Raw genomic sequence first — 22717 nt, forward strand, 5'->3', positions numbered from 1 at the left:
TGTGCTCGTTCTGAGAGCCGGGGGAGGAGGCAGCGGGTGGAGCTGCGGATCCGCGAGGAACGGGCCGTGCTCAAGGGGCATGGCGAGGCCTACACGCGGGAGATCGATCCGCACAGTCTCGCGCTGGGCGCCGAGCTTTCCGATGCGCTGCACGAATGGGCGCGGGTCGCCTCGGCGGTGCGTCGCGCGGCGGAGGCGGGTGACCCCGGCGAGGCCGCGGCGGTCGTGTCGCGGCGCGGGCAGCAGCTCGCGGCGAAGGTGGCGACCGTGATGGGGACTCCGGTGCACTACATCGATCCGGTCACCGATGAGGAGACAGTCGTGCCGCCGTTGTTGCCGGACGAGGCCGAGCCGTCGCTGCGGCGCCGGTTGTTCGGCACCGGAGAGGCGGAGCCGACGCCGTGGGGCACCGGCCTCGTCGTGTCGGCGTTCATCGCGGTCGTGGTGATCACCGCGATGCTCGCGCTCGCCGTGACGCTGGCCGCTGAGACCGCGGACTGGCTGGTGCTGCTCGCGTCGGTCGTGGTGACCGCCGGGATCGCGCCGTCGCTGTGGCTGACGCGGCGGCTGCCGATCATCCGGTGGATCTCGCTGGGCGCGGCCGCCGGTGTGGTGCTCTCGTGGTTCGGGGTTCTCGCGATCGTCTTCTAGATTGGGGCCATGGCCAGTGACCCGCTGCCGCGCCTGCGTGCGTTGTGCCTCGCGTTGCCGGAGACCACGGAACGGTTGAGCCACGGCGAGCCGACGTGGTTCGTGCGCGGCAGGAAGACGTTCGTGATGTACGCCGATCACCATCACGACGACCGGCTGGCGTTCTGGTGCGCCGCGCCGCCGGGCGCGCAGGAGCAGATGACCGGCGAGGAACCGGAACGGTTCTTCCGGCCGCCGTACGTGGGGCACCGCGGCTGGCTCGGGGTGTGGCTCGACGTGCGGGTGGACTGGGCCGAGATCGGCGAGATCGTGACCGGTGCCTACCGCGTCATCGCACCCAAGACCTTGGTCGCCAGGCTGGACGGTCCCTAACCCCGCTGGGAGCGGACGCCCAGCAGGACGTCCTCCCAGGCCGGGACGGCCGGATGCGACTTCTTAGACTTCGGCTTCGCGGCGGGCTTCGGTGTCGGCGCGCCCGGAAGCGTCTGCTGGCCGTCCTCGGTACCAGTGGACGCCGCGGGCTGCTCCGGCTCCGGCTCGGGCTCCTCCGCCACCGGCTCCGGCTCCGGCTCCGGCGCCGCGGGCTCGGCCTCCGCGATCTCGGGCTCGACGGCACGCAACGTGCGTGGAGCGCGGTTCGGGTCCAGCAGGTCCTCGGCCTGCTCGTCCAGCGCGGCGACCGTGCCGCCGTGCGCGCCCGGCGAGAACGACCAGTGCGCGGCCAGCTCGGAACGCCCGGTCTGCCAGCGCAGTTCGACGACCCACTTGCCGTCGTCGCCCTTCCAGGAGTCCCATTCGGCCTGCGAGTAGTCCTGCCCGCGCACGCCGAAGGCGTACGCCACGACCTCCGTCAGCGAGCGCACGTCCGGACCGTCCTCGCGCACCGGATGCGCCGCCTGTGCCAGCTCCGCGGTGCGCGAACGCTCCAGCAGCACGGGATAGGCGAACCGCTCGACCCGCGCCACAGCCACGCCCGCGGTCTCCGCCACCTGCTCGACGGATTCGCCGGCCCGGATGCGGGCCTGAATCTCCCGTGGTCGCATTTGGCTCTCCATCTCGATTTCGATCTGACCGAGCCGGGTGATATCGCCCCTCGCGGCCGCCCTCAGCCTCTCATCCGCGGGCAGGAGGAAACGCTCGCGGCGCGCCGGGTCTTCGCACACGATGGACTTCCCGTCCTCGTGCAGCCCGACTACCCTCAGCGCTCGCATCCTCGCCTCCTCGCCGACTTCACCTTTGTGGGTAATAACGGTAGAGCGGCGCGTCGGCTTGACGCGTAAGGCGCGCCGATTCCACGCTACCCAATTGTTGATCTTCAGGCATGAACGGTGACCAAGCCCGCTCAACACGCCTCGCGCGCAGCGTCACGAAGGGGCGAATCTCGGGCAGTATTCGTCCGTGCTGGGGCGAAGAATGCCGGCGATCCTGACCGCCGCGGAAATCCTGCTCGTCGCGATCGTCCTGATCTGGAAGCGACTCGACGGACTCGATCTCGACGTGTACCGCCTTGGCACACAAGCATTCTTCACGCACGGCGATCCCTACGTCGTGCTTCCGCCCACCCACGACGGCACGGTGCTGCCCTTCACCTACCCACCGTTCGCCGCGATCGCGTTCGCGCCACTGCTCGCGATTTCCCTTGACACGGCGCTGATCGCGCTCACGGTGATCTCGGTGCTCGCGCTGGGTGCCGTGCTGGCGTTGTGCCTGTCCCACTACGACCGGCGGATCGCCGTCGTGGGTACCGCGACGCTCGCGGTACAGGCCGTGGCGCTGTTGAGCGAACCCGTGCGTGCCACGCTCGGCTTCGGGCAGATCAACCTGCTGCTGATGCTGCTGGTCGCGGTGGACACCCTCGCGCCGGTCAAGCGGCGCGGCTATCTGGTCGGCCTGGCCGCGGCGGTCAAGCTGACCCCGGCGGCGTTCATCCTGTTCTTCCTGGTGCGCAAGGACTTCCGCTCGGCCGCGCGGGCGGCGGCGACGTTCGTCGGGTGCGCGGTCCTCGCCTGGGTGTTCGCACCGGGTGCGTCGTCCCACTACTGGACCACCCTGGTCTTCCAAGGCGAACGCGTTGGCGACCCCGGGTATATCGGAAACCAGTCGTTGCGCGGCTTGATCGCCCGGCTGGGTGGCGGACAGGTCGTGTGGTTGCTCGCCGCGGTCGTGGTGCTCGCGGTGACCGCCGTCGCGATCCGGCGCGCGCGGCATCCGGTGCTCGCGTTGCTCGCGTGCGCGATGGGCGCGCTGCTGGTCTCACCGGTTTCGTGGACGCACCACTGGGTGTGGATCGCGCCCGCGATCGGCGTGCTGTGCGCGCAAGGACGATGGTGGCCGGCGGCGCCGGCCACCATCGTCTTCGTCGTCAGCCCGTTGTGGACCTACCAGGACATCTGGCCGCTACGGGAGAGCTATGTCCTGGCCGGTGCGGTGTTGCTCGTCTTGCTTGCCCGCCGCCGGCCTCGACGGACGCGCTTCGCGCGGCTAGCTCCGCCCGATGCGTTCGACGACGTACTCGACGCAGGTGGTCAGCGCGGTGACGTCGCCGGGCTCGATAGCGGGGAACATGCCGACGCGTAGCTGGTTGCGGCCGAGCTTGCGGTAGGGCTCCACGTCCACGATCCCGTTCGCGCGCAGCGCCTTCGCGACCTCGGACGCGTCCACGTCGTCGGTGAAGTCGACGGTGCCGACGACCTGCGAGCGCAGCGCCGGGTCCTTCACGAACGGCGTCGTGTAGCTGGTCTCATCGGCCCAGGAGTAGAGCCGGTCCGAGGAGTCCTTGGTGCGCTCGACCGCCCACTTCAGGCCACCGTTGGACAGGATCCACTCGATCTGGTCGACCAGCATGAGCAGCGTGGCCACCGCGGGCGTGTTGTACGTCTGGTCCTTGCGGGAGTTGTCCAGCGCCGTGGTCAGCGACAGGAACTCCGGCACCCAGCGGTCGCTCTTGCCGATCTCCTCGACCCGCGCCACCGCGGCGGGCGACATGAGCGCCAGCCACAGCCCGCCGTCGGAGGCGAAGCACTTCTGCGGCGCGAAGTAGTAGACGTCGAAGTCCTCGGCGTTGACCGGAAGGCCACCCGCGCCCGACGTGGCGTCGATCGCGACGAGCGCGCCCTCGCTGCCCGCCGGGCGCCGCACCGGCACCGCGACACCGGTCGAGGTCTCGTTGTGCGCCCAGCCGACCAGGTCCGCGCCCTGCTGGTAGGCGATCTCCGGGGCGCTGCCCGGATCGGACGACACGACGATCGAGTCGGCGAGGAACGGCGCACCCTTCGTCACGGTCGCGAACTTCGAGGAGAACTCGCCGTAGGTGAAGTGCTGCGCCCGCTCGCGCACCAAGCCGAACGCGGCGGCGTCCCAGAACGCGGTGGTGCCGCCGTTGCCGAGCACGACCTCGTAGCCCTCGGGCAGGGAGAACAGCTCGGACAATCCCGCGCGGACGCGCCCGACCAGGGACTTCACCGGCTTCTGGCGGTGGGAGGTGCCCAGGTACTTCGCCCCCTCGGAGGCGAGGTTGGCGAGCTGCTCCGTGCGGACCTTGGAAGGTCCGCAGCCGAAGCGGCCGTCGGACGGCTTCAGTTCAGCGGGAATCGTCAGCTCAGTGCTCATGCCCACAGTCTGTCATGCACGCCAGCCCCCTTCATCCACACCGCCGGGGATGGGTGCCGCCGGGTCGTACGGGGTGCGGGTGAAGACGAAGGTCGCCAGGTCGAGATGCGTCGGTGTGCCGTCGGAGGCACGCCCGACCCGCAACGTCTCGCCCGCGTAGTACCCGTCGAGACCGAGCCACGCGTCGTCGCCGAGGGGACGGAACCGCGACGCCCGCCCGGCGCCGCGCACCGGATCGAGGCTGAGCATCCCGTCCGGAATCACGCGTAGCAGGTACGGCGTCGGTCCCCAGTGCCAGAGCCCGGTCAGCGGCATCAGCGCGGGGTCTACTTCGGACGGCCGCCATTCCGCGGGCAGGTTCGGCTCGTGCTCGTCGGCGATCGTGATCAGGTCGATCGCCAGCGCGAGGATCGCGGGCCCGGACGTGGTGTTGGCCAGCACCAGCGCGCCCGTCCCGGTGCCGGAATCGGTGATGGTGCAGGCGAGGAACCCCGGCATGGAACCGGTGTGCCCGGCCAGCCGCCGTCCCTGGTGGCGCACGAGCTGAAGGCCGAGGCCGTACCCCGCGGTCCACGAGTCGCCCTCGTCCACGGTCGCGACGGCGCGCATCTCGGCGACGGTGTCGGGGTGCAGCACCTCGCCCGTGTGCCCGCCGACGAACGCGGTCCACCGCGCGAGGTCGTTGACCGTCGACCACAGCTGTCCCGCCGGGGCCATCGCCCCGGCGTCCGGGGTGGGCTCCGGCAGCAGCACGTCCGCGTACGGGTGCACCGCCCAGCCGCGCGCGTGCCGTCCCTCCGGATGCGGGCTCGTGCGCGTCATGCCCAGCGGCCTGAGGATCTCCGCGCGCACCACGTCCAGCCAGCTCGTTCCCCGGTGACGCGCGAGCAGTTCACCGAGCACGCCGTAGCCGACGTTGGAGTAGTGGAAACGGCTGCCCGGACGGTTCTTCACCGCGTCCGAGGTCAGGCTCGCCTCCAGCGTGTCCCAGCTGCCGCCGGGGCTGCGTTCCCACCACGAACCCGGCGACTCCGACGTGAGCCCGCCGGTGTGCGACAGCAGCTGCGCGATCGTGGCCGAGCCGAAGCCGGTGCCGGGCACGTGCTTGTCGAGCGGATCGTTGAGGTCGAGCCTGCCCTCGTCGCGTAACCGCATGACCGCGGCGGCGACCAGCGACTTCGTGATCGAGCCGAGCCGGTACTGGGTGTCGTTGTCCGGCGGTGTGCCCTCCACGGTGCCCCGCGCACCGGACCAGGTCAGCTCGCCGTCGCGCACGACGCCGGCGACGATCGACGGGACCCGTGCGGCGGACTGTTCGGTCGCGAGCCGGCGGAGCAGGGCGAATTCGGTGCTGGACAGCATGCGGACATTCTGCCCTCGCTTGCTCCGCCCCCATGGCGTGAGGGACCCCCTCGTGGTGGATGGCGCCACGAGGGGGTCCCTCACGGACAGCGGCTCAGAGCGTGGTGACCGCGCTCCAGCCCTCGACCTCGTCCGGGGTGCGCGGGCTGGGGCCGACGTAGGTCGCCGACGGGCGGACCAGGCGGCCGGTGCGCTTCTGCTCCAGGATGTGCGCGGCCCAGCCCGCGGTGCGGGCCGAGGTGAACATCGCGGGCATCATGTGCGGCGGGACCTTCGCGAAGTCCAGGATCACCGCGGCCCAGAACTCGACGTTCGTCTCGATCTGCCGGTCAGGGCGGCGCTCCCGCAGCTCGGCCAGCGCGGCCTGCTCCAGCGCCGCCGCGACCTCGTACCGTTCTGCGCCCAGCTCCTTGCAGGTGCGGCGCAGCACGCGCGCACGCGGGTCCTCGGCGCGGTAGACGCGGTGGCCGAAGCCCATCAGCCGTTCCTTGCGGTCGAGGATGCCCTTGACCAGCGCCCGCGCGTCGCCCGAGCGCTCGACCTCCTCGATCATTGGCAGGACGCGGGCCGGGGCGCCGCCGTGCAGCGGCCCGGACATCGCGCCGATCGCGCCGGACAGCGCCGCGGCCACGTCGGAACCGGTGGACGCGATGACCCGCGAGGTGAAGGTGGAGGCGTTCATGCCGTGCTCGGCGGCCGACACCCAGTAGGCGTCCACGGCTTTGACGTGGGCCGGGTCGGGCTCGCCCCGCCAGCGGATCATGAACCGCTCGGTGATCGTCCTGGCCTCGTCGACCCGCGACTGCGGGACGGCGGGGACGCCGATGCCCCGCGCGGACTGCGCGACGTAGGACAACGCCATCACCGAGGCGCGGGCCAGGTTGTCGCGGGCTTCCTCGTCGCTGATGTCCAGCAGGGGACGGTATCCCCAGATCGGGGCCAGCATCGCGAGGCCGGCCTGCACGTCGACCCGGACGTCGCCGGTGTGCACGGGCAGCGGGAACGGTTCGGCGGGTGGCAGCGGATTGCCGAACCTGCCGTCGACCAGCAGGCCCCACACGTCGCCGAAGCTGACCTTGCCCGCCAGGTCCTCGATGTCCACGCCCCGGTAGCGCAGCGCGCCACCGTCGCGGTCCGGCTCGGCGATCTCGGTGCGGAAGGCGACCACGCCTTCCAGACCCGGTTTGAAGCCGTCGTCAGGTGCCGCCGGCTGGTTGTTCACAACAGGCGCTGAGGTAGTCACGGTGAGAGACCTTTCAGTATCCGAGCGGGTGCCGCACCCAACCGGTCCTCCGACGCGACCGCTCCTGCCTCGCATCGCTGCGTGCGGCCCCTTCGACCTGCGTTCCCCGACAAAAAGTTGCCCTCTGTTCGTGCCCGCGCAAGCGGCACGCGGGGCGCGCACCGTCGCACGGATGCCCAAACCATGCCCCTCCGGCGGGCGAGTGGCAATCGAAAGAAGCGGTGGTTTCGGTCACGATTACGAGAACGATTCAGTCAACGGAGGCCTTCTCGTGTAAATCCTGTGTTTCTCGCGGGCGCGCCCGCGCCCGCGCGGTGATAGACCTAGCTCATGCACCTCAGCCCCCAGGAACGCGACAAGCTCCTGATCCACGTCGCCGCCGACGTCGCCCGCCGGCGCCTCGAGCGCGGCGTGAAGCTGAACTACCCCGAGGCCGTCGCGTTGATCACCGACTTCGTCCTCGAAGGCGCGCGGGACGGGCTGAGCGTGACCGAACTGGTCTCCAGCGGGCGCACCGTGCTCTCGCGGGAGCAGGTGCTGCCCGGTGTGCCGGAGATGGTCGATTCCGTGCAGGTCGAGGCGACGTTCCCGGACGGCACGAAGCTCGTGACCGTGCACGACCCGATCGTCTAGGAGGTTGCGTGCACCCCGGAGAGATCATTCCCGCTGGTGAGCCGGTCGAGCTGAACCCGGGCAGGCCGAGGATCACGCTGCGCGTGGTCAACACCGGCGACCGGCCCGTGCAGGTCGGCTCGCATTTCCACTTCGCCGACACGAATGCGGCGCTGGACTTCGACCGCGCCGCCGCGCAGGGGTGCCGTCTCGACGTCCCGGCCGGCACGTCGGTGCGCTTCGAACCGGGCGTCGACCGCGAGGTGGCGCTCGTTCCGCTCGCGGGGAACAAGGTCGTGCCGGGGCTGCAGCGGAAGGAATCGAAGTGACCAGCATCGATCGTGAGCGCTATGTCGAGCTGTTCGGCCCGACCGCCGGCGACCGCATCCGGCTCGCGGACACCGAGCTGACCATCGAGGTCACCGAGGACCGCAGCATGGGCCCGGGTGCGGGCGACGAGGTCATGTTCGGCGGCGGCAAGGTCATCCGCGAGTCGATGGGCCAGGGCATGGCCACCCGCGCCGAGGGTGCGCCGGACCTGATCATCACCGGGGCGGTGATCCTCGACCACTGGGGTGTGATCAAGGCCGACGTCGGCGTCCGTGACGGCCGCATCGTCGGCATCGGCAAGGCGGGCAACCCGGACACGATGGACGGCGTCGACCCCGCGCTGGTGATCGGCCCGTCCACGGAAGTGCTGGCGGGCAACGGGAAGATCCTCACCGCGGGCGGGATCGACTGTCACGTGCACTTCATCTGCCCGCAGCTCGTGGACACCGCGCTGGCCGCCGGGCTCACCACTCTCGTCGGCGGCGGTACGGGCCCGGTCGAGGGCAGCAAGGCCACTACGGTCACCCCCGGCGCGTGGAACCTGGGCCGGATGCTGCGCGCGATGGACGCGATGCCGATCAACATCATGTTGCTGGGCAAGGGGAACACCGTCCGGCACGACGCGTTGCGTGAGCAGTTCGAGGCCGGTGCCGGTGGCCTGAAGCTGCACGAGGACTGGGGTTCCACGCCGGCCGCGATCGACGCGGCGCTGACCGTCGCGGGCGAGTACGGCGGCCAGGTCGCCATCCACACCGACACCCTGAACGAGGCCGGATTCGTGGAGTCCACCGTGGACGCCATCGGCGGCCGTTCGATCAACGCCTACCACACCGAGGGCGCCGGTGGCGGGCACGCGCCGGACATCATCAAGGTCGTCTCGCTGCCCAACGTGCTGCCCTCCTCGACGAACCCGACGCGGCCGCACACCGTGAACACCCTCGACGAGCATCTCGACATGCTCGTGGTGTGCCACCACCTCAATCCGTCGGTGCCCGAGGACCTGGCGTTCGCCGAAAGCCGGATCCGGCCGACCACGATCGCCGCCGAGGACGTGCTGCACGACATGGGCGCGATCTCGATGATGAGCTCGGATTCCCAGGCCATGGGCCGGATCGGCGAGGTCATCATCCGCACCTGGCAGACCGCGCACGTGATGAAGCAGCGGCGTGGTTGTCTGCCAGGGGACGGCGCCACCGACAACCTGCGGGCCCGCCGGTACGTCGCGAAGTACACGATCAACCCGGCGATCGCGCACGGCATGGCCCACGAGATCGGCTCGGTCGAGATCGGCAAGCTCGCCGATCTGGTCCTGTGGGAGCCCAAGTTCTTCGGTGTGCGCCCGCACGTCGTGCTCAAAGGTGGGTTCCCGGCGTGGGCCGCGATGGGCGACGCGAACGCCTCGATCCCGACCCCGCAGCCGGTGCTGGCGCGGCCGATGTTCGGTGCGCAGCCCTCGGTCGCGGAGGAGACCAGCCTGCACTTCGTCACCGAGGCGGCGCTCAAGGCCGACGTCGCGGGCACGTTCGGGCTGCGGCGACGGCTCGCGCGGATCGAGGACACACGGTCGGTCGGCAAGGCGGACATGGTGCTCAACGACGCGCTGCCCGACGTCCAGGTGGATCCGGACAGCTTCGCCGTGCACGTGGACGGCGAGCTGATCGAACCGCAGCCGGTGGCGGAACTGCCGATGGCGCAACGGTATTTCCTGTTCTGATGGACGCCGTCTCGCTGCTGCTCGCCGATTCGCGCTTCCCCGGCGGCGGGCACGTGCACTCCGGCGGGCTGGAGGAGATCGTGGCCCGCAAGCTCGTCACCGCCGAGCGTGACCTGCCGCCTTTCCTGTACGGCAGACTGTGGACCGCGGGTCTGCTCGGCGCCGCTTTCGCCGCGGCGGCGGCACATGCCGCACGCCGTGGTGTCCACAGCGGACATTGGCGGCGGCTGGACGCGGAACTCGACGCGCGCACGCCCTCCCATGCGCAGCGGGAGGCCTCGCGGGCGCAGGGCCGTGGCACGGCGAGGGCAGGCCGGATCGCGTGGCCGGCCGTGCGGGACCTGCTGGCCGTGACCCCGCGGCCGCATCATCCGGTCATCGTCGGCGCGCTGGCCGGCGCCGGTGGCGCGCTGCCCCGCGAGGCCGCGCTGACGGCGGCCTACCTCGCCGTCAGCGGTCCGGCGAGCGCGGCCGTGCGGCTGCTGGGATTCGACCCGCTCACCGTCAACGCGACGGTGGCACGATTGGCTCCGGAGCTGGAAGCGGTCGCCGAGCGGGCGGCCGCGACCGCGGGCGCGGATCCGGCGGAACTGCCCGCGCCGAACGCCCCGGCGCTCGATTTGTTCGCCGAGGCACACCTTCGGCAGCACAAGGAAGAGGTGCGTCTTTTTGCCAGCTGAACACGGACACGGTCACTTTCATCCGGTCAGCTTCGATCCGACCGTCGCCGAGCCCGACCACCACGAGGCCGCGCCCGCGCACGGCCGCGCGTACCGGATCGGCATCGGCGGCCCGGTCGGCAGCGGGAAGACGGCGCTGGTCGCCGCGCTGTGCCGGGCACTCGGCGACGAGATCAACCTGGCCGTGGTGACCAACGACATCTACACCACCGAGGACGCGGATTTCCTGCGCCGGGCCGGGGTGCTCGACGCTGCGCGGATCGAGGCCGTGCAGACCGGCGCGTGCCCGCACACCGCGATCCGGGACGACATCACCGCGAACCTCGACGCCGTGGAACGGCTGGAGGAACGCTTCCCCGGGCTGGAACTGGTGATCATCGAAAGCGGCGGGGACAACCTGACCGCGGTGTTCAGCCGGGGGCTCGCCGACAGCCAGGTGTTCGTGGTCGACGTCGCCGGCGGGGACAAGGTGCCGCGCAAGGGCGGGCCGGGCGTCACCACCGCCGATCTGCTGGTGATCAACAAGATCGACATCGCGCATCTCGTCGGCGCCGACATGACGGTGATGACCTCGGACGCGCACCGGATGCGCGGTGAGCTCCCCGTCATCACACAGTCCCTTGTGGACACTCCGGACGCGCCGGATGTCGCAGCCTGGGTGCGTAAGCAGCTTCGGTGAAGGCGGACGCGAGGCTCGTCGCGGAGTGCGTCGAGGGCAGGACGGTGCTGCGCGAGCTGCGCTCGATGGCGCCGCTGACGCTGTTCCCCAAGCGCCGTGGTGGTCCGGACGCGGTGGTGCACCTGGTCAACTCGGCGACCTCGCCGCTGGGCGGGGACGAGCTGACGTTGAGCGTGGTGGTCCGGGCCGGCGCCCGGCTGCGGCTGTCCGGTGTGGCCGCGACGCTCGCGCTGCCCGGCCACCGTCCGGGCGGGAGCCGGGCCCGCGTCGAGGTCGAGATCGAGGGTGACGGCGAGCTGGAGTACCTGCCGGAGCCGACGGTGATCACGTCGCGGGCGCGGCACACGGCGGAGTTCTTCGCGACGGTCGGACCGGACGCGCGGCTGCGCACGCGCGAGGTGCTGGTGCTCGGCCGGTCCGGCGAGGACGGTGGCGTGCTGCGCACGACGCAGCGGATCGTGCGCGGCGAGGTGCCCGTGCTGCACCAGACCCTGGAGGTCGGCGCGCTCAACGCGAGCCTGGCTCACCTGGCGGGGCGGCGCGTGCTGGCGACGGAGGTGCGCATCGACGGCGCACTCGTGGCGCCCGCGAGCGGCGACTGGTGGTCGCGCAGCCCACTGGCCGGCGGCGGCTGCCTGCTGGCCGCGCTGGCGCAGGAAGCGGTGACCGCGGAGCGAGACCTCGATCGGGCGAGGTCGGCCCCGTCCTGGTAGCCCTCGCCGGGAAGTCAAATATCCCGCACCGTGGGTCTTGATCGAGCCAGCTGATCGCCTCCGTGGCTAGCGTCACCGTTCGGCGGGTTTCGTGATGGGGAACAAGGCCCTAACGTCAGCTCTTATCCACTGTTACTGATGCGTGTACACGGGCGCGGAGGTTGGCTCATGCCGGAAGTCGACAACATCGACGACGTAGCGGTTCGCCTGCCAGGTATGCGAGTTGCGTACGAGGGCGAGGCGCTGGACGAAGCCGATCTGGCGCCGACCTGGACCGAACAGCTGCAGGCCTGGCTGAATGAGGCCATCGCGGCCGGTGTCGCCGAGCCCAACGCGATGGTGCTCGCCACCGCCGACGCCGAGGGCAGGCCGTCCTCGCGCACCGTGCTGTGCAAGGGCCTCGACGAGCGGGGGGTGGTCTTCTACACGAACTACACCTCGAAGAAGAGTCACGACCTCACCGTCACGCGGTACGCCTCCGTCACCTTCCCGTGGTACGCGCTGCACCGGCAGGTCACCGTGCGCGGCGAGGTCGAGAAGGTCGACATCAAGGAGACCGCGGCGTACTGGGCCTCCCGGCCGCGCGGCTCGCAGCTCGGCGCGTGGGCGTCGCCGCAGTCGCAGGTGGTCGAGGGCCGCCGCGATCTGGACAACGCGCTGGCCTCGATCGAGCGCCGCTTCGCCGACGTCGACGAGGTACCCTTCCCGCCGCACTGGGGCGGCTGGCGCATCCGGCCGGAGGTCGTGGAGTTCTGGCTCGGCCAGCAGAACCGGCTGCACGACCGCCTGCGCTACGTGCTCACCCACGACGGATGGCGCATCGAGCGCGTCGCCCCCTGACTCCCGGCCAAGGGAAAATCACACTCGGCGAAGTAGTTAGCTCGGCTAAGCTCGTTTGCCGTGACTGTCGAGGCCAAGAGCGGGGGCAAACGCAGGCGTTTCGGGAACGTCGTCATCGACACCCAGCCCCTGCGCGAGCCCGCCTTCCGGCGGCTGTGGATCGGTACGGCGGTGACCGCGATCGGCAGCCAGCTCACCACGGTCGCCGTCCCGAAGCAGGTCTTCGACCTCACCGGTTCCTCCGGCTACGTCGGGCTGACCGGCGCCGTGGCGCTGGTCCCGCTGCTGGTCTTCGGCCTGTGGGGCGGCGCGATCGCGGACACCGTGGACCGCCGCAAGCTGCTGATCTTCGGCAACGCCGGCATCGCGATCGTCTCCGCGCTGCTGTGGCTGCAGGCCTGGCTCGACGTGGGCTCGGTGTGGCTCGTTCTCGCGCTGCTGGCCTTCAATCAGGCGTTCTTCGCGATCAACATGCCCACCCGCAGCGCGATCGTGGCCCGGCTGGTCGCCCCCGAACTCCTCCCGGCGGCCACCGCGCTGTCCAGCACCATGAACATGTTCGGCACCGTGTTCGGCCCGATGGCCGCCGGTGCGCTGATGCCCGTGCTGGGCCTGCCGACGCTCTACCTCCTCGACACGATCGCGCTCCTGCTCACCCTCTACACGGTGTGGCGCCTGCCCGCGCTGCCGCCGCTGTCCGGTCAGGTCCGCCGCGCCGGGCTGCGCGACGTGATCGACGGGTTCCGCTACATGGGCACCCAGAAGGTGCTGCTCGCCAGTTTCGTCGTGGACATCATCGCGATGGTGGCGGGTATGCCGCGCGCCCTGTTCCCGGAAATGGCCGAGCGCACCTTCGGCGATCCGCACGGTGGCGGCCTCGCGCTGGGGTGGCTGTTCGCGGCGATCCCGATCGGCTCCGTCTTCATCGGACTGTTCTCGGGCTGGCTCGGCCGGGTCCGGCGCCAGGGCGTGGCCGTCGTGGTGGCGATCTGCGCGTGGGGCGCGGCGGTCGTCGGGTTCGGGCTCGCCCATTCGCTGTGGCTCGCCGTGACGTTCCTGATCGTCGGCGGTGCCGCCGACATGATCAGCGCGATCTACCGCCAGTCGATCCTGCAGGCCGCCGCGACCGACGAGATGCGCGGCCGGATGCAAGGCGCGTTCACCGTCGTGGTCGCGGGCGGGCCGCGCATCGCCGACGTCACGCACGGCTGGACCGCCGCCGCGGTCGGTACGACGGCCGCCGCGTCCGGGGGCGGTGCGCTGGTGATCGTGCTGATGGTGGTGGCGGTGGCGCTGCTGCCCGCGTTCTGGCGGTACCGCGCGGGGGCCGTCGTCGAATAGGCCGTTTCAGCAATCTCCCTGGCTGGCCGCTACGCCCCGTGGTCCGGTGCGCGCCGGGTGAGCACCAGCGGACCGTCTTCGGTGATCGCGACCGTGTGCTCGGAGTGGGCGGTGCGCGAGCCGTCGGCCGAGCGGATGGTCCAGCCGTCGGGGTCGTAGACGATCCGGTCGGTCGTGCGCGCGAACCACGGTTCGAGTGCGAGGGTCAGCCCCGGCCGGAGCTTCAGCCCGCGGCCCGGCGTGCCCTTGTTGGACACGTGGAGATCCTCGTGCATGGTGCGGCCGATGCCGTGGCCGCCGAACTCCGTGTTGACCGGATAGCCGTAGTCGCAGGCCACCGCGTAGATCGCCGCCGAGATGTCGCCGAGCCGGTTTCCCGGGCGGGCGGCCTCGATCGCCGCTTCCAGGGCTTCCTCGGTGGCGCGGACGACCCGCAGGTCCTCCTCGGCGGCGGTGCCGACGATGACCGTGCGCGCCGAGTCGGCCGTCCAGCCGTTGATGCTGACCGCGAGGTCCGCACTGAGCACGTCCCCGTCGCGCAGCGTGTAGTCGTGGGGCAGGCCGTGCAGGACGGCGTCGTTGACCGACAGGCAGATGACGTTGCGGAACGGGCCCTTGCCGAAGGAGGGCGCGTAGTCCCAGTAGCACGACTCCGCCCCGCGCCGTTTGATCATGCCGCGCACGTGGTGCTCCAGGTCCAGCAGGTTGACGCCCACGTCGGCGAGCCTGCCGACCTCGGAGAGCACCTCGGCGACGAACCGCCCGGCCACGTGCATGCGTTCGATTTCCGCCGGTGTCTTCAGTTCGATCATGCGTACCCCCGTATTGTCGGTATAATAATACCAACGTAGCACGCGGGGCTAGCCGTCGAACCGGCGTAGGTCCACGGGATCGTGTGCGGTGAAGATGTCGACCTCGCCGGTGCCGGCCAGCTCGCGCAGCCGCCGCTGATTCGCCAGGCGTGGCCCGGGAACCGTCTGCACCCTGGCCTCGAACAGCTTCAGTCCCAACGGAATGTAGGGCCGCACCGGGTCGATCTCGCGGTGGTGGAAGTACGAATCGCCGGCGTGCAGCAGCCAGCGTTCGCCGGTGTCGATCGCGACGCCGGCGTGTCCGCGCGTGTGCCCGGCGAGCGGGATCAGCAGGATTTCCGGCGGCAGGCCCTTGAGTTCACGTACGGCGTCGAACCCGGACCACGGCTCGCCGAAGTCGGCATACGAACTCCACTGTGGACCGTGGGCGAACTGCACCTTGCGGTACCGCAGTTCCTCCGGCCGGCCGATGGGGCTTTGCAGTGCCCGCAGTTCCTCGGCGTAGACGTGCACGGTCGCGTGCGGGAAGTCCACCAGCCCGCCCGCGTGGTCGAGATCGAGGTGGGTGAGCACGACGTGCCGCACGTCCGCCGGATCGAACCCGAGCCGCTTCACCTGTGCCAGCGCGGATTCCTCCAGCCGCGGTCGCGCGCCGGTCAGCCGCATGAAGCTCTTGCCGAGCCAATCGGACCGGGTGGCGGCCCGCGTGCCCATCCCGGTCTCGACCAGCACCAGTTCGTTCCCGGCCTCGACGAGCAGGCAGTGGCACACCAGTTCGGCGCGGCGCAGCAGCCCGGCGCGGCCGTCGATCAGCCGCCCGCCGAAGGGGCGCATGGTGCCGGCGTTGAAGTGGTGAACGCGCATCAGGATTCCTTTCCGAACAACGCCGCCAGGTGTTCGCCGACCGTGCGCAGCGGGCCGAGGTCGCGTCCTACCTTCGCGAGCATCAGCGCGCCCTCGATGGAGGTGAGCGCGATCGTGCCGGCCCGCTTCGCCTCCGATGCCGAAAACCCCAGTGCCACAAGGTGTTCCTCGAACACGTCGAGCCACGAACCGTATCCTTCGGCGCAGGCCGACCTGATCGGTTCGCTTTCCGTGGCCGCGTCCACCGCCACTGTCGCGATAGGACAACCGCGGCGGAAGTCCGAGGCTTCGAGTGCCTCTCCGAGTGCGTTGATCACGGCCTCGATGCCGCCCTTGCCGAGTAGCTCGCGCAGCAGATCGTGGAGCCTGGCCGCCGAGACGGTGAGCGCCTCGGCGGCCAGTTGTTCCTTGCCGCCGGGGAAATGGAAGTACAGCGAGCCCTTGGGTGCCCCGCCCGCGCTCACCAGCTGGTTGAGCCCGGTCGCGTGATAGCCCTGGCTGTGGAAGAGATCGGCGGCGGAGTCGAGCATCCGCTGCCGGGTGTCGGTTCGGCGGACCATGGCCGGAACTGTAGCTCAAACTATGACGACTGGTCTAGTTACTTTCGGGAGCGGTAAGTTGCGGACATGGCCAACCCCACGGGAGAGCAGTTCGAGATCGTCCGCGGCAACGCACGCGCGATCGTCACCGAGATCGGCGCGGGCCTGCGGGCCTTCGAGATCGGCGGCGTGCCCTATGTCGAAACGTTCGACGCCGACGCCAAGCCGCCCAAAGGGGCAGGCCAGGTGCTGCTGCCGTGGCCGAACCGCACCAAGAACGCCGAATGGACCTACCAAGGTCAGCTGCAGCAACTGGAGGTCACCGAGGAGTCGCGTGGCAACGCGATCCACGGGTTGACCCGGCATCGCGAGTGGACACTCGTCGAGCACGCCGAATCCTCGATCACGTTCGAGATCGAAATCGAGAAGCAGCAGGGCTGGCCGGTGCCGCTGCACGCGCGCATCACCTACGAGGTGGCGCCGCGCGAGCTCACCGTGACGCACGAGATCCGCAACGAGGGCGAGACGCCGATCGGGGTCGGCGTCGGCACGCATCCGTACTTCCGCATCGGCGACGTGCCCACCGACGAGCTCACGCTGACCCTGCAAGCCACCCGCGTGCGGCCGTACGCCGCGGACAAGCAGCTTCCGTACTCCGACGAGCAGGACGTAGAGGGCACCGAGTACGACTTCCGTTCCGGCGTGCTGCTCGCGACCGTCGACCTCGACACCGCGTTCGGCGGTCTGGGCACGGGCGAGGACGGCCGCCACCACCACGTGCTCGGCCACGGCGAGAAGAGCGTGGACGTCTGGGCGGGCGCGGACTTCCGCTGGGTGCAGGTGTTCACGCCGGAGGACCTGGTCGGGCGCGGCCGGGCGGTGGCGATCGAGCCCATGACCTGCCCCGCCGACGCGCTCAACTCCGGCACCGACCTGATCGAACTCGACCCGGGCACGTCGTGGAGCGGAAGCTGGGGTGTCCGCGTCACGGGCTGAGCCGCTGCGGTTAGCGTGTCGAACCATGACGACTGCGATTGTGGGCGGGTACGTCGTGCCGGTCGACGGGGAACCGGTCGACGGTGGCACGGTCCTGATCGAGAACGGGAAGATCACGGCGGTCGGCCCCGAGGCCGATGTGGACATCCCGGAGGATGCCGAACTGGTCGACGCCGCCGGCGCGTGGGTGCTGCCGGGTTTCGTCGACGCGCACGTCCACCTCGGTGTGCACGAGGAGGGCGAGGGCTGGTCGGGTAACGACACCAACGAGATGACCGACCCGAACGGCGCCCGTTTCCGTGCCGTCGACGGCATCGACCCGTTCGAGGTCGGTTTCGACGACGCACTCTCCGGCGGCGTCACCAGCGTCGTGATCAAGCCCGGCTCCGGCAATCCGATCGGCGGCCAGACCGTCGGCGTGAAAACGTGGGGCCGCACCGCGCTGGACATGGTTTTCGCCGAGCAGGTCAGCGTCAAGAGCGCGCTGGGCGAGAACCCGAAGCGGGTGTACGGGGAGAAGAAGCAGACGCCCTCCACGCGGCTCGGGGTCGCCGCGATCATCCGCGAGGCGTTCACGAAGGCCCGCAACTACGCCGCGCAACGCGACCACGCGCGTACGGAAGGCAAGCCGTTCGACACGGATCTGACGCTGGAGACGCTCGCGCAGGTGCTCGACGGGACCCTGTACTGGGACCAGCACACGCACCGCGCCGACGACATCGTCACCGCGATCCGGTTGGCCAAGGAGTTCGGTTACAAGCTCGTCGTCAACCACGGCACCGAGGGGCATCTCATCGCCGATGTGCTGGCCGAGGAGGGTGTGCCGGTCATCCTCGGGCCGCTGTTCACCACGCGGTCGAAGGTCGAGTTGCGGAACCGGACGCTGCGCAGCGCCGGGATCCTGGCCCGGGCAGGCGTCCGGATCGCCATCACGACCGATCACCCGGTCGTCCCGATCAACTTCCTTGTGTACCAGGCGGCGCTGGCCGTGAAGGAGGGTCTGGAGCCGGAGGCGGCGCTGCGTGCGCTGACGGTGAACCCGGCGAGCATGCTCGGCCTCGACGACCGGATCGGCTCGCTGAAGCCCGGGCTGGACGCGGACGTGGTGGTGTGGTCCGGTGACCCGCTGGACGTGATGAACAGGGCACTGCGCGTCTTCGTGCGCGGCCACGAGGTCTACACCTTCGACGAAGGTCGTGGCGAGGGCGTCGTCGCGGAGCGGCGGTACCGGGAGTAGTCCGGTTCGCTTCGGCTTGGGTCGGTTTGGGAGGTTTGGCTCGGGGGTCTGGTTCGGTGCCGGTCGCGTTGCCGGCCGGTGGGGAGAGGTCCGGCTGTTGCTCGGCTTCGCCGTCGGGGTGGTTCGGCTTCGCCGTCGCGGCTTTGGTCAGGCTCGCTTCAGTTCGCGGGCGATGACCATGCGCTGGATCTGGTTGGTGCCTTCGAAGATCTGCGGCACCTTCGCCTCGCGCATGTAGCGCTCGACCGGGAAGTCGCGCGTGTACCCGGCGCCGCCCAGCACCTGCACCGCGTCCGTGGTCACCTTCATCGCCGCGTCGGTCGCGACCAGTTTCGCTACCGAGGCCTGGCGCCGGAACGGCATGCCGCGGTCCCGCCGTCGCGCCGCGTCCAGGTAGCTCGCGCGGGCCGAGTCGATCGCCGCGGCCATGTCCGCCAGCAGGAACTCCAGCCCCTGGAACTCGATGATCGGCTTGCCGAACTGGGTGCGGCCCTTGGCGTATTCGACCGCTTCCTCCAGCGCGGCCTGTGCCAGACCCACCGCGCACGCGGCGATCCCGAGCCGTCCGGAGTCCAAAGAGGACAACGCGATGCGCAGCCCGGCACCTTCCTCGCCGATCAGCCGGTCGGCATCGACCCTGGCGTCCGCGAAAATCATCTGCGCCGTCGTGGAACCGGTCAGTCCCATTTTGCGCTCCGGCGGCGCCGCCGAAAGCCCGGGCGTCGCGCCGTCGACCAGCAGGCACGAGACGTCCGCGTCGCTCGTGCGCACCATCGTCGTGTAGAAGTCGGCCTCGCCGCCGTGCGTGATCCACGCCTTGGTCCCGTTGACCACGTACTGCTCGCCGTCCCGCCGCGCCCGCGTCGACAGCGCCGCCGCATCGGAACCGGCGTGCGTCTCCGACAGCGCGTACGCGCCCAGCAGATCGCCGTCGAGCATTGCGGGCAGCCACCGGTCACGCTGGGCGTCCGTGCCGTGGTGGGCGAGCGCGAAGCACGACATCGTGTGCACCGACAGGCCGACGCCGACCGACATCCACGCGGCCGCGATCTCCTCCAGCACCTGCAGGTACACCTCGTAGGGCACCTCGCCGCCACCCCAGCGGCCGGAGTACGGCAGCCCCAGCAGGCCCGACTTCCCGAGCAGCCGGAACTGCTCGCGAGGGAAGCGCTCGGCCTCCTCGTACTCCGCCGCGAGTGGTTTGAGCTCCTCGCGGGCCAGTTCGGTGGCCAACGCGAGCAGGTCCTCGGACTCCCGGTTCGGCAGCAGGCGCTCGACCGTCATCGCCGTCTCCTGTACTCGAAGCAGTACTATATAACCATTCACAGTACAGCACATACGGTGTCCGGATGGTAGACCGCGTTCGGCTCCGGGTCCCGAGCAGCAAACAACTGACCGCCCGGCAGCGCGCGCTGCTCGCGGAACTGGAGGAGCTGTTCCTCGTCGAGGGGTTCATGCACTTCACCCTCGACGACCTGGCCGCGAAGACGCACTGCTCGAAGTCGACCCTGTACGCACTGGCGCCGAGCAAGGAGCAGCTCGCGGTCCGCGTGGTCGCCCACTTCTTCAAGGGCGCGGCCGATCTGCTGGACGAGCGCATCGCGCGCATCGACGACGCGCGCCAGATCATCGGCACCTACCTGGCGGGCATCGCCGAGTACCTCAACCGGGCCTCGCCCGAGTTCATGCGCGACATCAACGACTTCGGCCCCGCGCGAGCCGCGTACGAAATGAACAGTCGCGCCGCCGCGGCACGCATCCGCTCCTTCATCAAGAAGGGCGTCGATGACGGAGTGTTCCGAATTGTGCACGCAACGTTGATCGCCGAGATGGCCGCGGTGCTCATCGAGGGCATTCAGACCGGCGTCGTCGGTTCGCGCGCCGGAGTTTCCGACGCCGAGGCGTTCGCGGCGCTCTCGGAGCTGCTCTTGGACGGGCTGGTATCGCGTGCCGATTCCGTCGAGGGCGGCGGTCGGGCCGCGGATGACGGGCTAGCATCGCCCCCGTGATCGTGGTGGGCGGTGAGGCACTGGTCGACCTGGTGCCCGGAGAATCCATAGTGGACAGCGGACTGACGGCGCTGGTGCCGCGGCTCGGTGGCGGCCCGTACAACGTGGCGCTGGCGGCCGGGCGGCTCGGCGCGCCGACGGCGTTCCTGTCCCGGTTGTCGCGGGACCGGTTCGGCCAGGCGATGCGCGCGCGCCTGACCGCATCGGATGTCGATATATCGATGATCCAGGCCGGTGTCGAGCCGACCACGCTCGCCGTCGTCGCCCTGGACGAGCGCGGCGCGGCCAGCTACACCTTCTACACCGAGGGCACCGCCGACCGGCTGGTCGCCGATCCCGGCCCGCTGCCGGCCGAGGTGTCGGTGCTGTGCCTGGGCACCCTCGGCATGGTCCTGGAGCCCGGTGCCACGGCGTACGAAACGATGTTGCGCCGCGAGTCCGCCCGCGGGGTGCTGACCGCACTCGATCCCAACATTCGCGCCGACCTCATCCCGGACGCGGACGCCTACCGGCGCCGGTTCGAGTCCTGGCTGCCCGACGTGCGCCTGCTCAAGCTGTCCGATGACGACGCCGAGTGGCTGGCGGGCGGCGCCGACGCCACGGCCGCGGCGAAGGGCTGGCTGGACGCCGGGGTGGACGCCGTCGTGCTCACCCGCGGCGCCGAGGGCATCGCCGTCCACACGAGAACAGTCGACATTTTCGTGCCGTCGGCTCCGGCGAATGTCGTGGATACGATCGGCGCCGGGGACACGGTGCAGGGAGCACTTTTGGCGTGGTTGCACCAGCACGATGTGCGCATGATCACCGAATTGAATGAAGTGGAATGGCGCGAAGTGCTCACTTATGCGGCGAAAGCGGCGGCGATCACAGTCTCGCGCAGCGGTGCGGAGCCGCCCAGAGCTGAGGAAATGGTGTGAAACTGATCCCAACGGTTTGCTCTGGGTAACACAATGGCTGCGCGATACCGGGTCGTTCGACTAGCGTAAGAGTGGAATTCATACCCCAGCGGGGCGGTGTGCGGCGAGGCCAATTCCCGGTCGCGCGCGAACAAATGGCCGCCTGTACGAACTGCAGGCGCCGCCGGCCCGTGTGACCGTGAGAGGGACTTGCATGTCCGACGCGACTGCGGCGTCCGGCGGCAGCACGGTATCGCTGCGCCTGCCGACCGGCGAGCACGAACTTAAGGTGGTCAACGCCGTCGAGGGCGCTCCCGGTATCGAACTGGGCAAGTTGCTGGCGCAGACGGGGTACATCACTTACGACCCGGGTTTCGTCAACACCGGCTCGACGTCCTCGGCCATCACCTACATCGACGGCGACGCCGGCATTCTCCGCTACCGTGGCTACCCCATTGAGCAGCTGGCGCAGAACTCGAACTTCATCGAGGTCTCCTACCTGCTGATCTACGGCGAGCTGCCGACGAAGGACCAGCTGGAGGACTTCACCCAGAAGATCAACCGGCACACCCTGCTGCACGAGGACCTGAAGCGCTTCTTCGACGGCTTCCCGCGTGACGCGCATCCGATGCCGGTGCTCTCCAGTGCCGTCTCGGCGCTGTCGACGTTCTACCAGGACTCGCTCAACCCGTTCGACGAACCGAACGTGGAGCTGTCCACCGTGCGGCTGCTGGCCAAGGTGCCGACCCTGGCCGCCTACGCGTACAAGAAGTCCATCGGCCAGCCGTTCCTGTACCCGGACAACTCGCTCGGCCTGGTGGAGAACTTCCTGCGGATGACCTTCGGGCTGCCCGCGGAGCCGTACGAGATCGACCCGGACGTGGCCAAGGCGCTGGACCTGCTGTTCATCCTGCACGCCGACCACGAGCAGAACTGCTCGACCTCGACGGTGCGCCTGGTCGGCTCGTCCGAGGCGAACCTGTTCGCGAGCATCTCGGCCGGCATCATGGCGCTGTTCGGGCCGCTGCACGGCGGGGCCAACAGCGCTGTGCTGGAGATGCTGCAGGGCATCAAGGCCGACGGCGGCGACGTGGCGAAGTTCGTCGAGCGCGTGAAGAACAAGGAGAAGGGTGTCCGCCTGATGGGCTTCGGGCACCGGGTCTACAAGAACTACGACCCGCGCGCGAAGATCATCAAGAAGACGGCCGACCAGATCCTGAGCAAGCTCGGCAACGACGAGCTGCTCGACATCGCGAAGACGCTCGAGGAGACCGCGCTCTCCGACGACTACTTCATCGAGCGCAAGCTGTACCCGAACGTCGACTTCTACACCGGCCTGATCTACCGGGCGCTGGGCTTCCCGACGCAGTACTTCACCGTGCTGTTCGCCCTGGGCCGCCTGCCGGGCTGGATCGCGCACTGGCGCGAGATGATCACCGACCCGCAGACGAAGATCGGCCGCCCGCGGCAGATCTACACCGGCGAGAAGGAACGGGACTACACCCCGATCACCGAGCGCTGACAGCCAGTACGAGCGCCCTTCCCCAGCCGGGGGAGGGCGCTTTCGTCTGTCCGCGCCTCACCAAGCGC

24 protein-coding genes are annotated in these 22717 nt (G+C 69.9%); 16 read left to right on the top strand and 8 right to left on the bottom strand.

The genetic code is table 11. The features are described from left to right. Window positions 1-36 precede the first annotated feature (36 nt). Together HFP15_RS20195 and HFP15_RS20200 are read left to right on the top strand one after the other, a co-directional pair. Window positions 37-651: a DUF2537 domain-containing protein gene (locus HFP15_RS20195; protein WP_168517903.1), complete on the top strand. Its 615-nt coding sequence runs from the start codon at window positions 37-39 to the stop codon at window positions 649-651. A 9-nt stretch (window positions 652-660) separates the two neighbouring features. Continuing rightward, the gene (locus tag HFP15_RS20200) at window positions 661-1023 is read left to right on the top strand and encodes an MmcQ/YjbR family DNA-binding protein (protein ID WP_168517905.1); all 363 of its coding nucleotides are present in this window, start codon (window positions 661-663) and stop codon (window positions 1021-1023) included. Here HFP15_RS20200 and sepH read toward each other — a convergent pair. Further along, the gene (gene sepH / locus HFP15_RS20205; protein ID WP_168517907.1) at window positions 1020-1862 is read right to left on the bottom strand and encodes a septation protein SepH; all 843 of its coding nucleotides are present in this window, start codon (window positions 1860-1862) and stop codon (window positions 1020-1022) included. The genes HFP15_RS20200 and sepH overlap by 4 nt on opposite strands. Window positions 1863-2049: 187 nt before the next feature. Between sepH and HFP15_RS20210 the strand changes: the two genes are divergently transcribed. Then, entirely contained in the window at window positions 2050-3228 is a 1179-nt protein-coding gene (locus HFP15_RS20210) for a glycosyltransferase 87 family protein (RefSeq protein WP_312871661.1), read from the top strand. Here the strand turns inward: HFP15_RS20210 and serC are convergent. From serC to HFP15_RS20225, 3 genes are all read right to left on the bottom strand, one after another. Then, entirely contained in the window at window positions 3133-4260 is a 1128-nt protein-coding gene (gene serC, locus HFP15_RS20215; RefSeq protein WP_168517909.1) for a phosphoserine transaminase, read from the bottom strand. The genes HFP15_RS20210 and serC overlap by 96 nt on opposite strands. A 12-nt stretch (window positions 4261-4272) precedes the next feature. Continuing rightward, the gene (locus tag HFP15_RS20220; RefSeq protein ID WP_168517912.1) at window positions 4273-5622 is read right to left on the bottom strand and encodes a serine hydrolase domain-containing protein; all 1350 of its coding nucleotides are present in this window, start codon (window positions 5620-5622) and stop codon (window positions 4273-4275) included. A 94-nt stretch (window positions 5623-5716) separates the two neighbouring features. After that, window positions 5717-6865 (bottom strand): citrate synthase 2, encoded by a 1149-nt coding sequence (locus HFP15_RS20225; protein ID WP_168517914.1) that lies wholly within the window; start codon window positions 6863-6865, stop codon window positions 5717-5719. 330 nt (window positions 6866-7195) lie between these two features. Between HFP15_RS20225 and HFP15_RS20230 the strand changes: the two genes are divergently transcribed. The 8 genes from HFP15_RS20230 (at window position 7196) to HFP15_RS20265 (ending at window position 13774) form a co-directional block, all read left to right on the top strand. Beyond that, window positions 7196-7498: an urease subunit gamma gene (locus HFP15_RS20230; RefSeq protein ID WP_168517916.1), complete on the top strand. Its 303-nt coding sequence runs from the start codon at window positions 7196-7198 to the stop codon at window positions 7496-7498. Between the two features lie 8 nt (window positions 7499-7506). Continuing rightward, complete coding sequence (locus HFP15_RS20235) at window positions 7507-7806, top strand: urease subunit beta (protein WP_168517918.1); 300 nt, start codon at window positions 7507-7509, stop codon at window positions 7804-7806. Continuing rightward, a complete protein-coding gene (locus HFP15_RS20240; protein ID WP_168517920.1) occupies window positions 7803-9521 on the top strand; it encodes an urease subunit alpha in 1719 nt (572 codons plus the stop codon). The genes HFP15_RS20235 and HFP15_RS20240 overlap by 4 nt, the downstream gene beginning before the upstream one ends. Continuing rightward, window positions 9521-10201, top strand: coding sequence for an urease accessory protein UreF (locus tag HFP15_RS20245; protein WP_168517922.1), 681 nt, complete (start codon window positions 9521-9523; stop codon window positions 10199-10201). Before HFP15_RS20240 ends, HFP15_RS20245 begins: the two co-directional genes overlap by 1 nt. Continuing rightward, entirely contained in the window at window positions 10191-10880 is a 690-nt protein-coding gene (gene ureG / locus HFP15_RS20250; RefSeq protein ID WP_168517924.1) for an urease accessory protein UreG, read from the top strand. Before HFP15_RS20245 ends, ureG begins: the two co-directional genes overlap by 11 nt. Further along, entirely contained in the window at window positions 10877-11593 is a 717-nt protein-coding gene (locus tag HFP15_RS20255; RefSeq protein ID WP_168517926.1) for an urease accessory protein UreD, read from the top strand. The genes ureG and HFP15_RS20255 overlap by 4 nt, the downstream gene beginning before the upstream one ends. A gap of 168 nt (window positions 11594-11761) precedes the next feature. Continuing rightward, window positions 11762-12433 (top strand): pyridoxamine 5'-phosphate oxidase, encoded by a 672-nt coding sequence (gene pdxH, locus HFP15_RS20260; protein ID WP_168517928.1) that lies wholly within the window; start codon window positions 11762-11764, stop codon window positions 12431-12433. Window positions 12434-12493: 60 nt separating this feature from the next. After that, complete coding sequence (locus tag HFP15_RS20265) at window positions 12494-13774, top strand: MFS transporter (protein WP_168517930.1); 1281 nt, start codon at window positions 12494-12496, stop codon at window positions 13772-13774. 29 nt (window positions 13775-13803) lie between these two features. Here the strand turns inward: HFP15_RS20265 and map are convergent, their stop codons facing one another. The 3 genes from map to HFP15_RS20280 are packed head-to-tail and all read right to left on the bottom strand — an operon-like array spanning window position 13804 to window position 16010. Beyond that, window positions 13804-14586, bottom strand: a complete 783-nt coding sequence (gene map, locus HFP15_RS20270) for a type I methionyl aminopeptidase (protein ID WP_168517932.1) — start codon at window positions 14584-14586, stop codon at window positions 13804-13806. Between the two features lie 48 nt (window positions 14587-14634). Next, the gene (locus HFP15_RS20275) at window positions 14635-15450 is read right to left on the bottom strand and encodes an MBL fold metallo-hydrolase (protein ID WP_168517934.1); all 816 of its coding nucleotides are present in this window, start codon (window positions 15448-15450) and stop codon (window positions 14635-14637) included. After that, window positions 15450-16010: a TetR/AcrR family transcriptional regulator gene (locus HFP15_RS20280; protein WP_168517936.1), complete on the bottom strand. Its 561-nt coding sequence runs from the start codon at window positions 16008-16010 to the stop codon at window positions 15450-15452. Before HFP15_RS20280 ends, HFP15_RS20275 begins: the two co-directional genes overlap by 1 nt. 66 nt (window positions 16011-16076) lie before the next feature. On the opposite strand from HFP15_RS20280, the gene HFP15_RS20285 reads away from it, so the two are divergent. Beyond that, entirely contained in the window at window positions 16077-16985 is a 909-nt protein-coding gene (locus tag HFP15_RS20285; RefSeq protein WP_168517938.1) for an aldose 1-epimerase family protein, read from the top strand. 25 nt (window positions 16986-17010) lie between these two features. Further along, a complete protein-coding gene (locus HFP15_RS20290; RefSeq protein ID WP_168517940.1) occupies window positions 17011-18222 on the top strand; it encodes an amidohydrolase in 1212 nt (403 codons plus the stop codon). 147 nt (window positions 18223-18369) lie between these two features. On the opposite strand, the gene HFP15_RS20295 is transcribed toward HFP15_RS20290, so the two are convergent. Next, the gene (locus HFP15_RS20295; RefSeq protein ID WP_168517942.1) at window positions 18370-19506 is read right to left on the bottom strand and encodes an acyl-CoA dehydrogenase family protein; all 1137 of its coding nucleotides are present in this window, start codon (window positions 19504-19506) and stop codon (window positions 18370-18372) included. Between the two features lie 65 nt (window positions 19507-19571). On the opposite strand from HFP15_RS20295, the gene HFP15_RS20300 reads away from it, so the two are divergent. The 3 genes from HFP15_RS20300 to HFP15_RS20310 all read left to right on the top strand — a co-directional run bounded on the left by HFP15_RS20300 (window position 19572) and on the right by HFP15_RS20310 (window position 22649). Then, window positions 19572-20231 carry a TetR/AcrR family transcriptional regulator gene (locus tag HFP15_RS20300; protein WP_168517944.1) on the top strand — a complete coding sequence of 220 codons (660 nt, stop codon included), beginning with the start codon at window positions 19572-19574 and terminating at the stop codon, window positions 20229-20231. After that, window positions 20228-21148, top strand: coding sequence for a carbohydrate kinase family protein (locus HFP15_RS20305; protein WP_168517946.1), 921 nt, complete (start codon window positions 20228-20230; stop codon window positions 21146-21148). Before HFP15_RS20300 ends, HFP15_RS20305 begins: the two co-directional genes overlap by 4 nt. Window positions 21149-21341: 193 nt before the next feature. Continuing rightward, the gene (locus tag HFP15_RS20310) at window positions 21342-22649 is read left to right on the top strand and encodes a citrate synthase (protein ID WP_168517948.1); all 1308 of its coding nucleotides are present in this window, start codon (window positions 21342-21344) and stop codon (window positions 22647-22649) included. The last annotated feature ends 68 nt before the right edge of the window (window positions 22650-22717 follow it).

The organism is Amycolatopsis acididurans, from assembly GCF_012328925.1.
Classification (GTDB): domain Bacteria; phylum Actinomycetota; class Actinomycetes; order Mycobacteriales; family Pseudonocardiaceae; genus Amycolatopsis_E; species Amycolatopsis_E acididurans.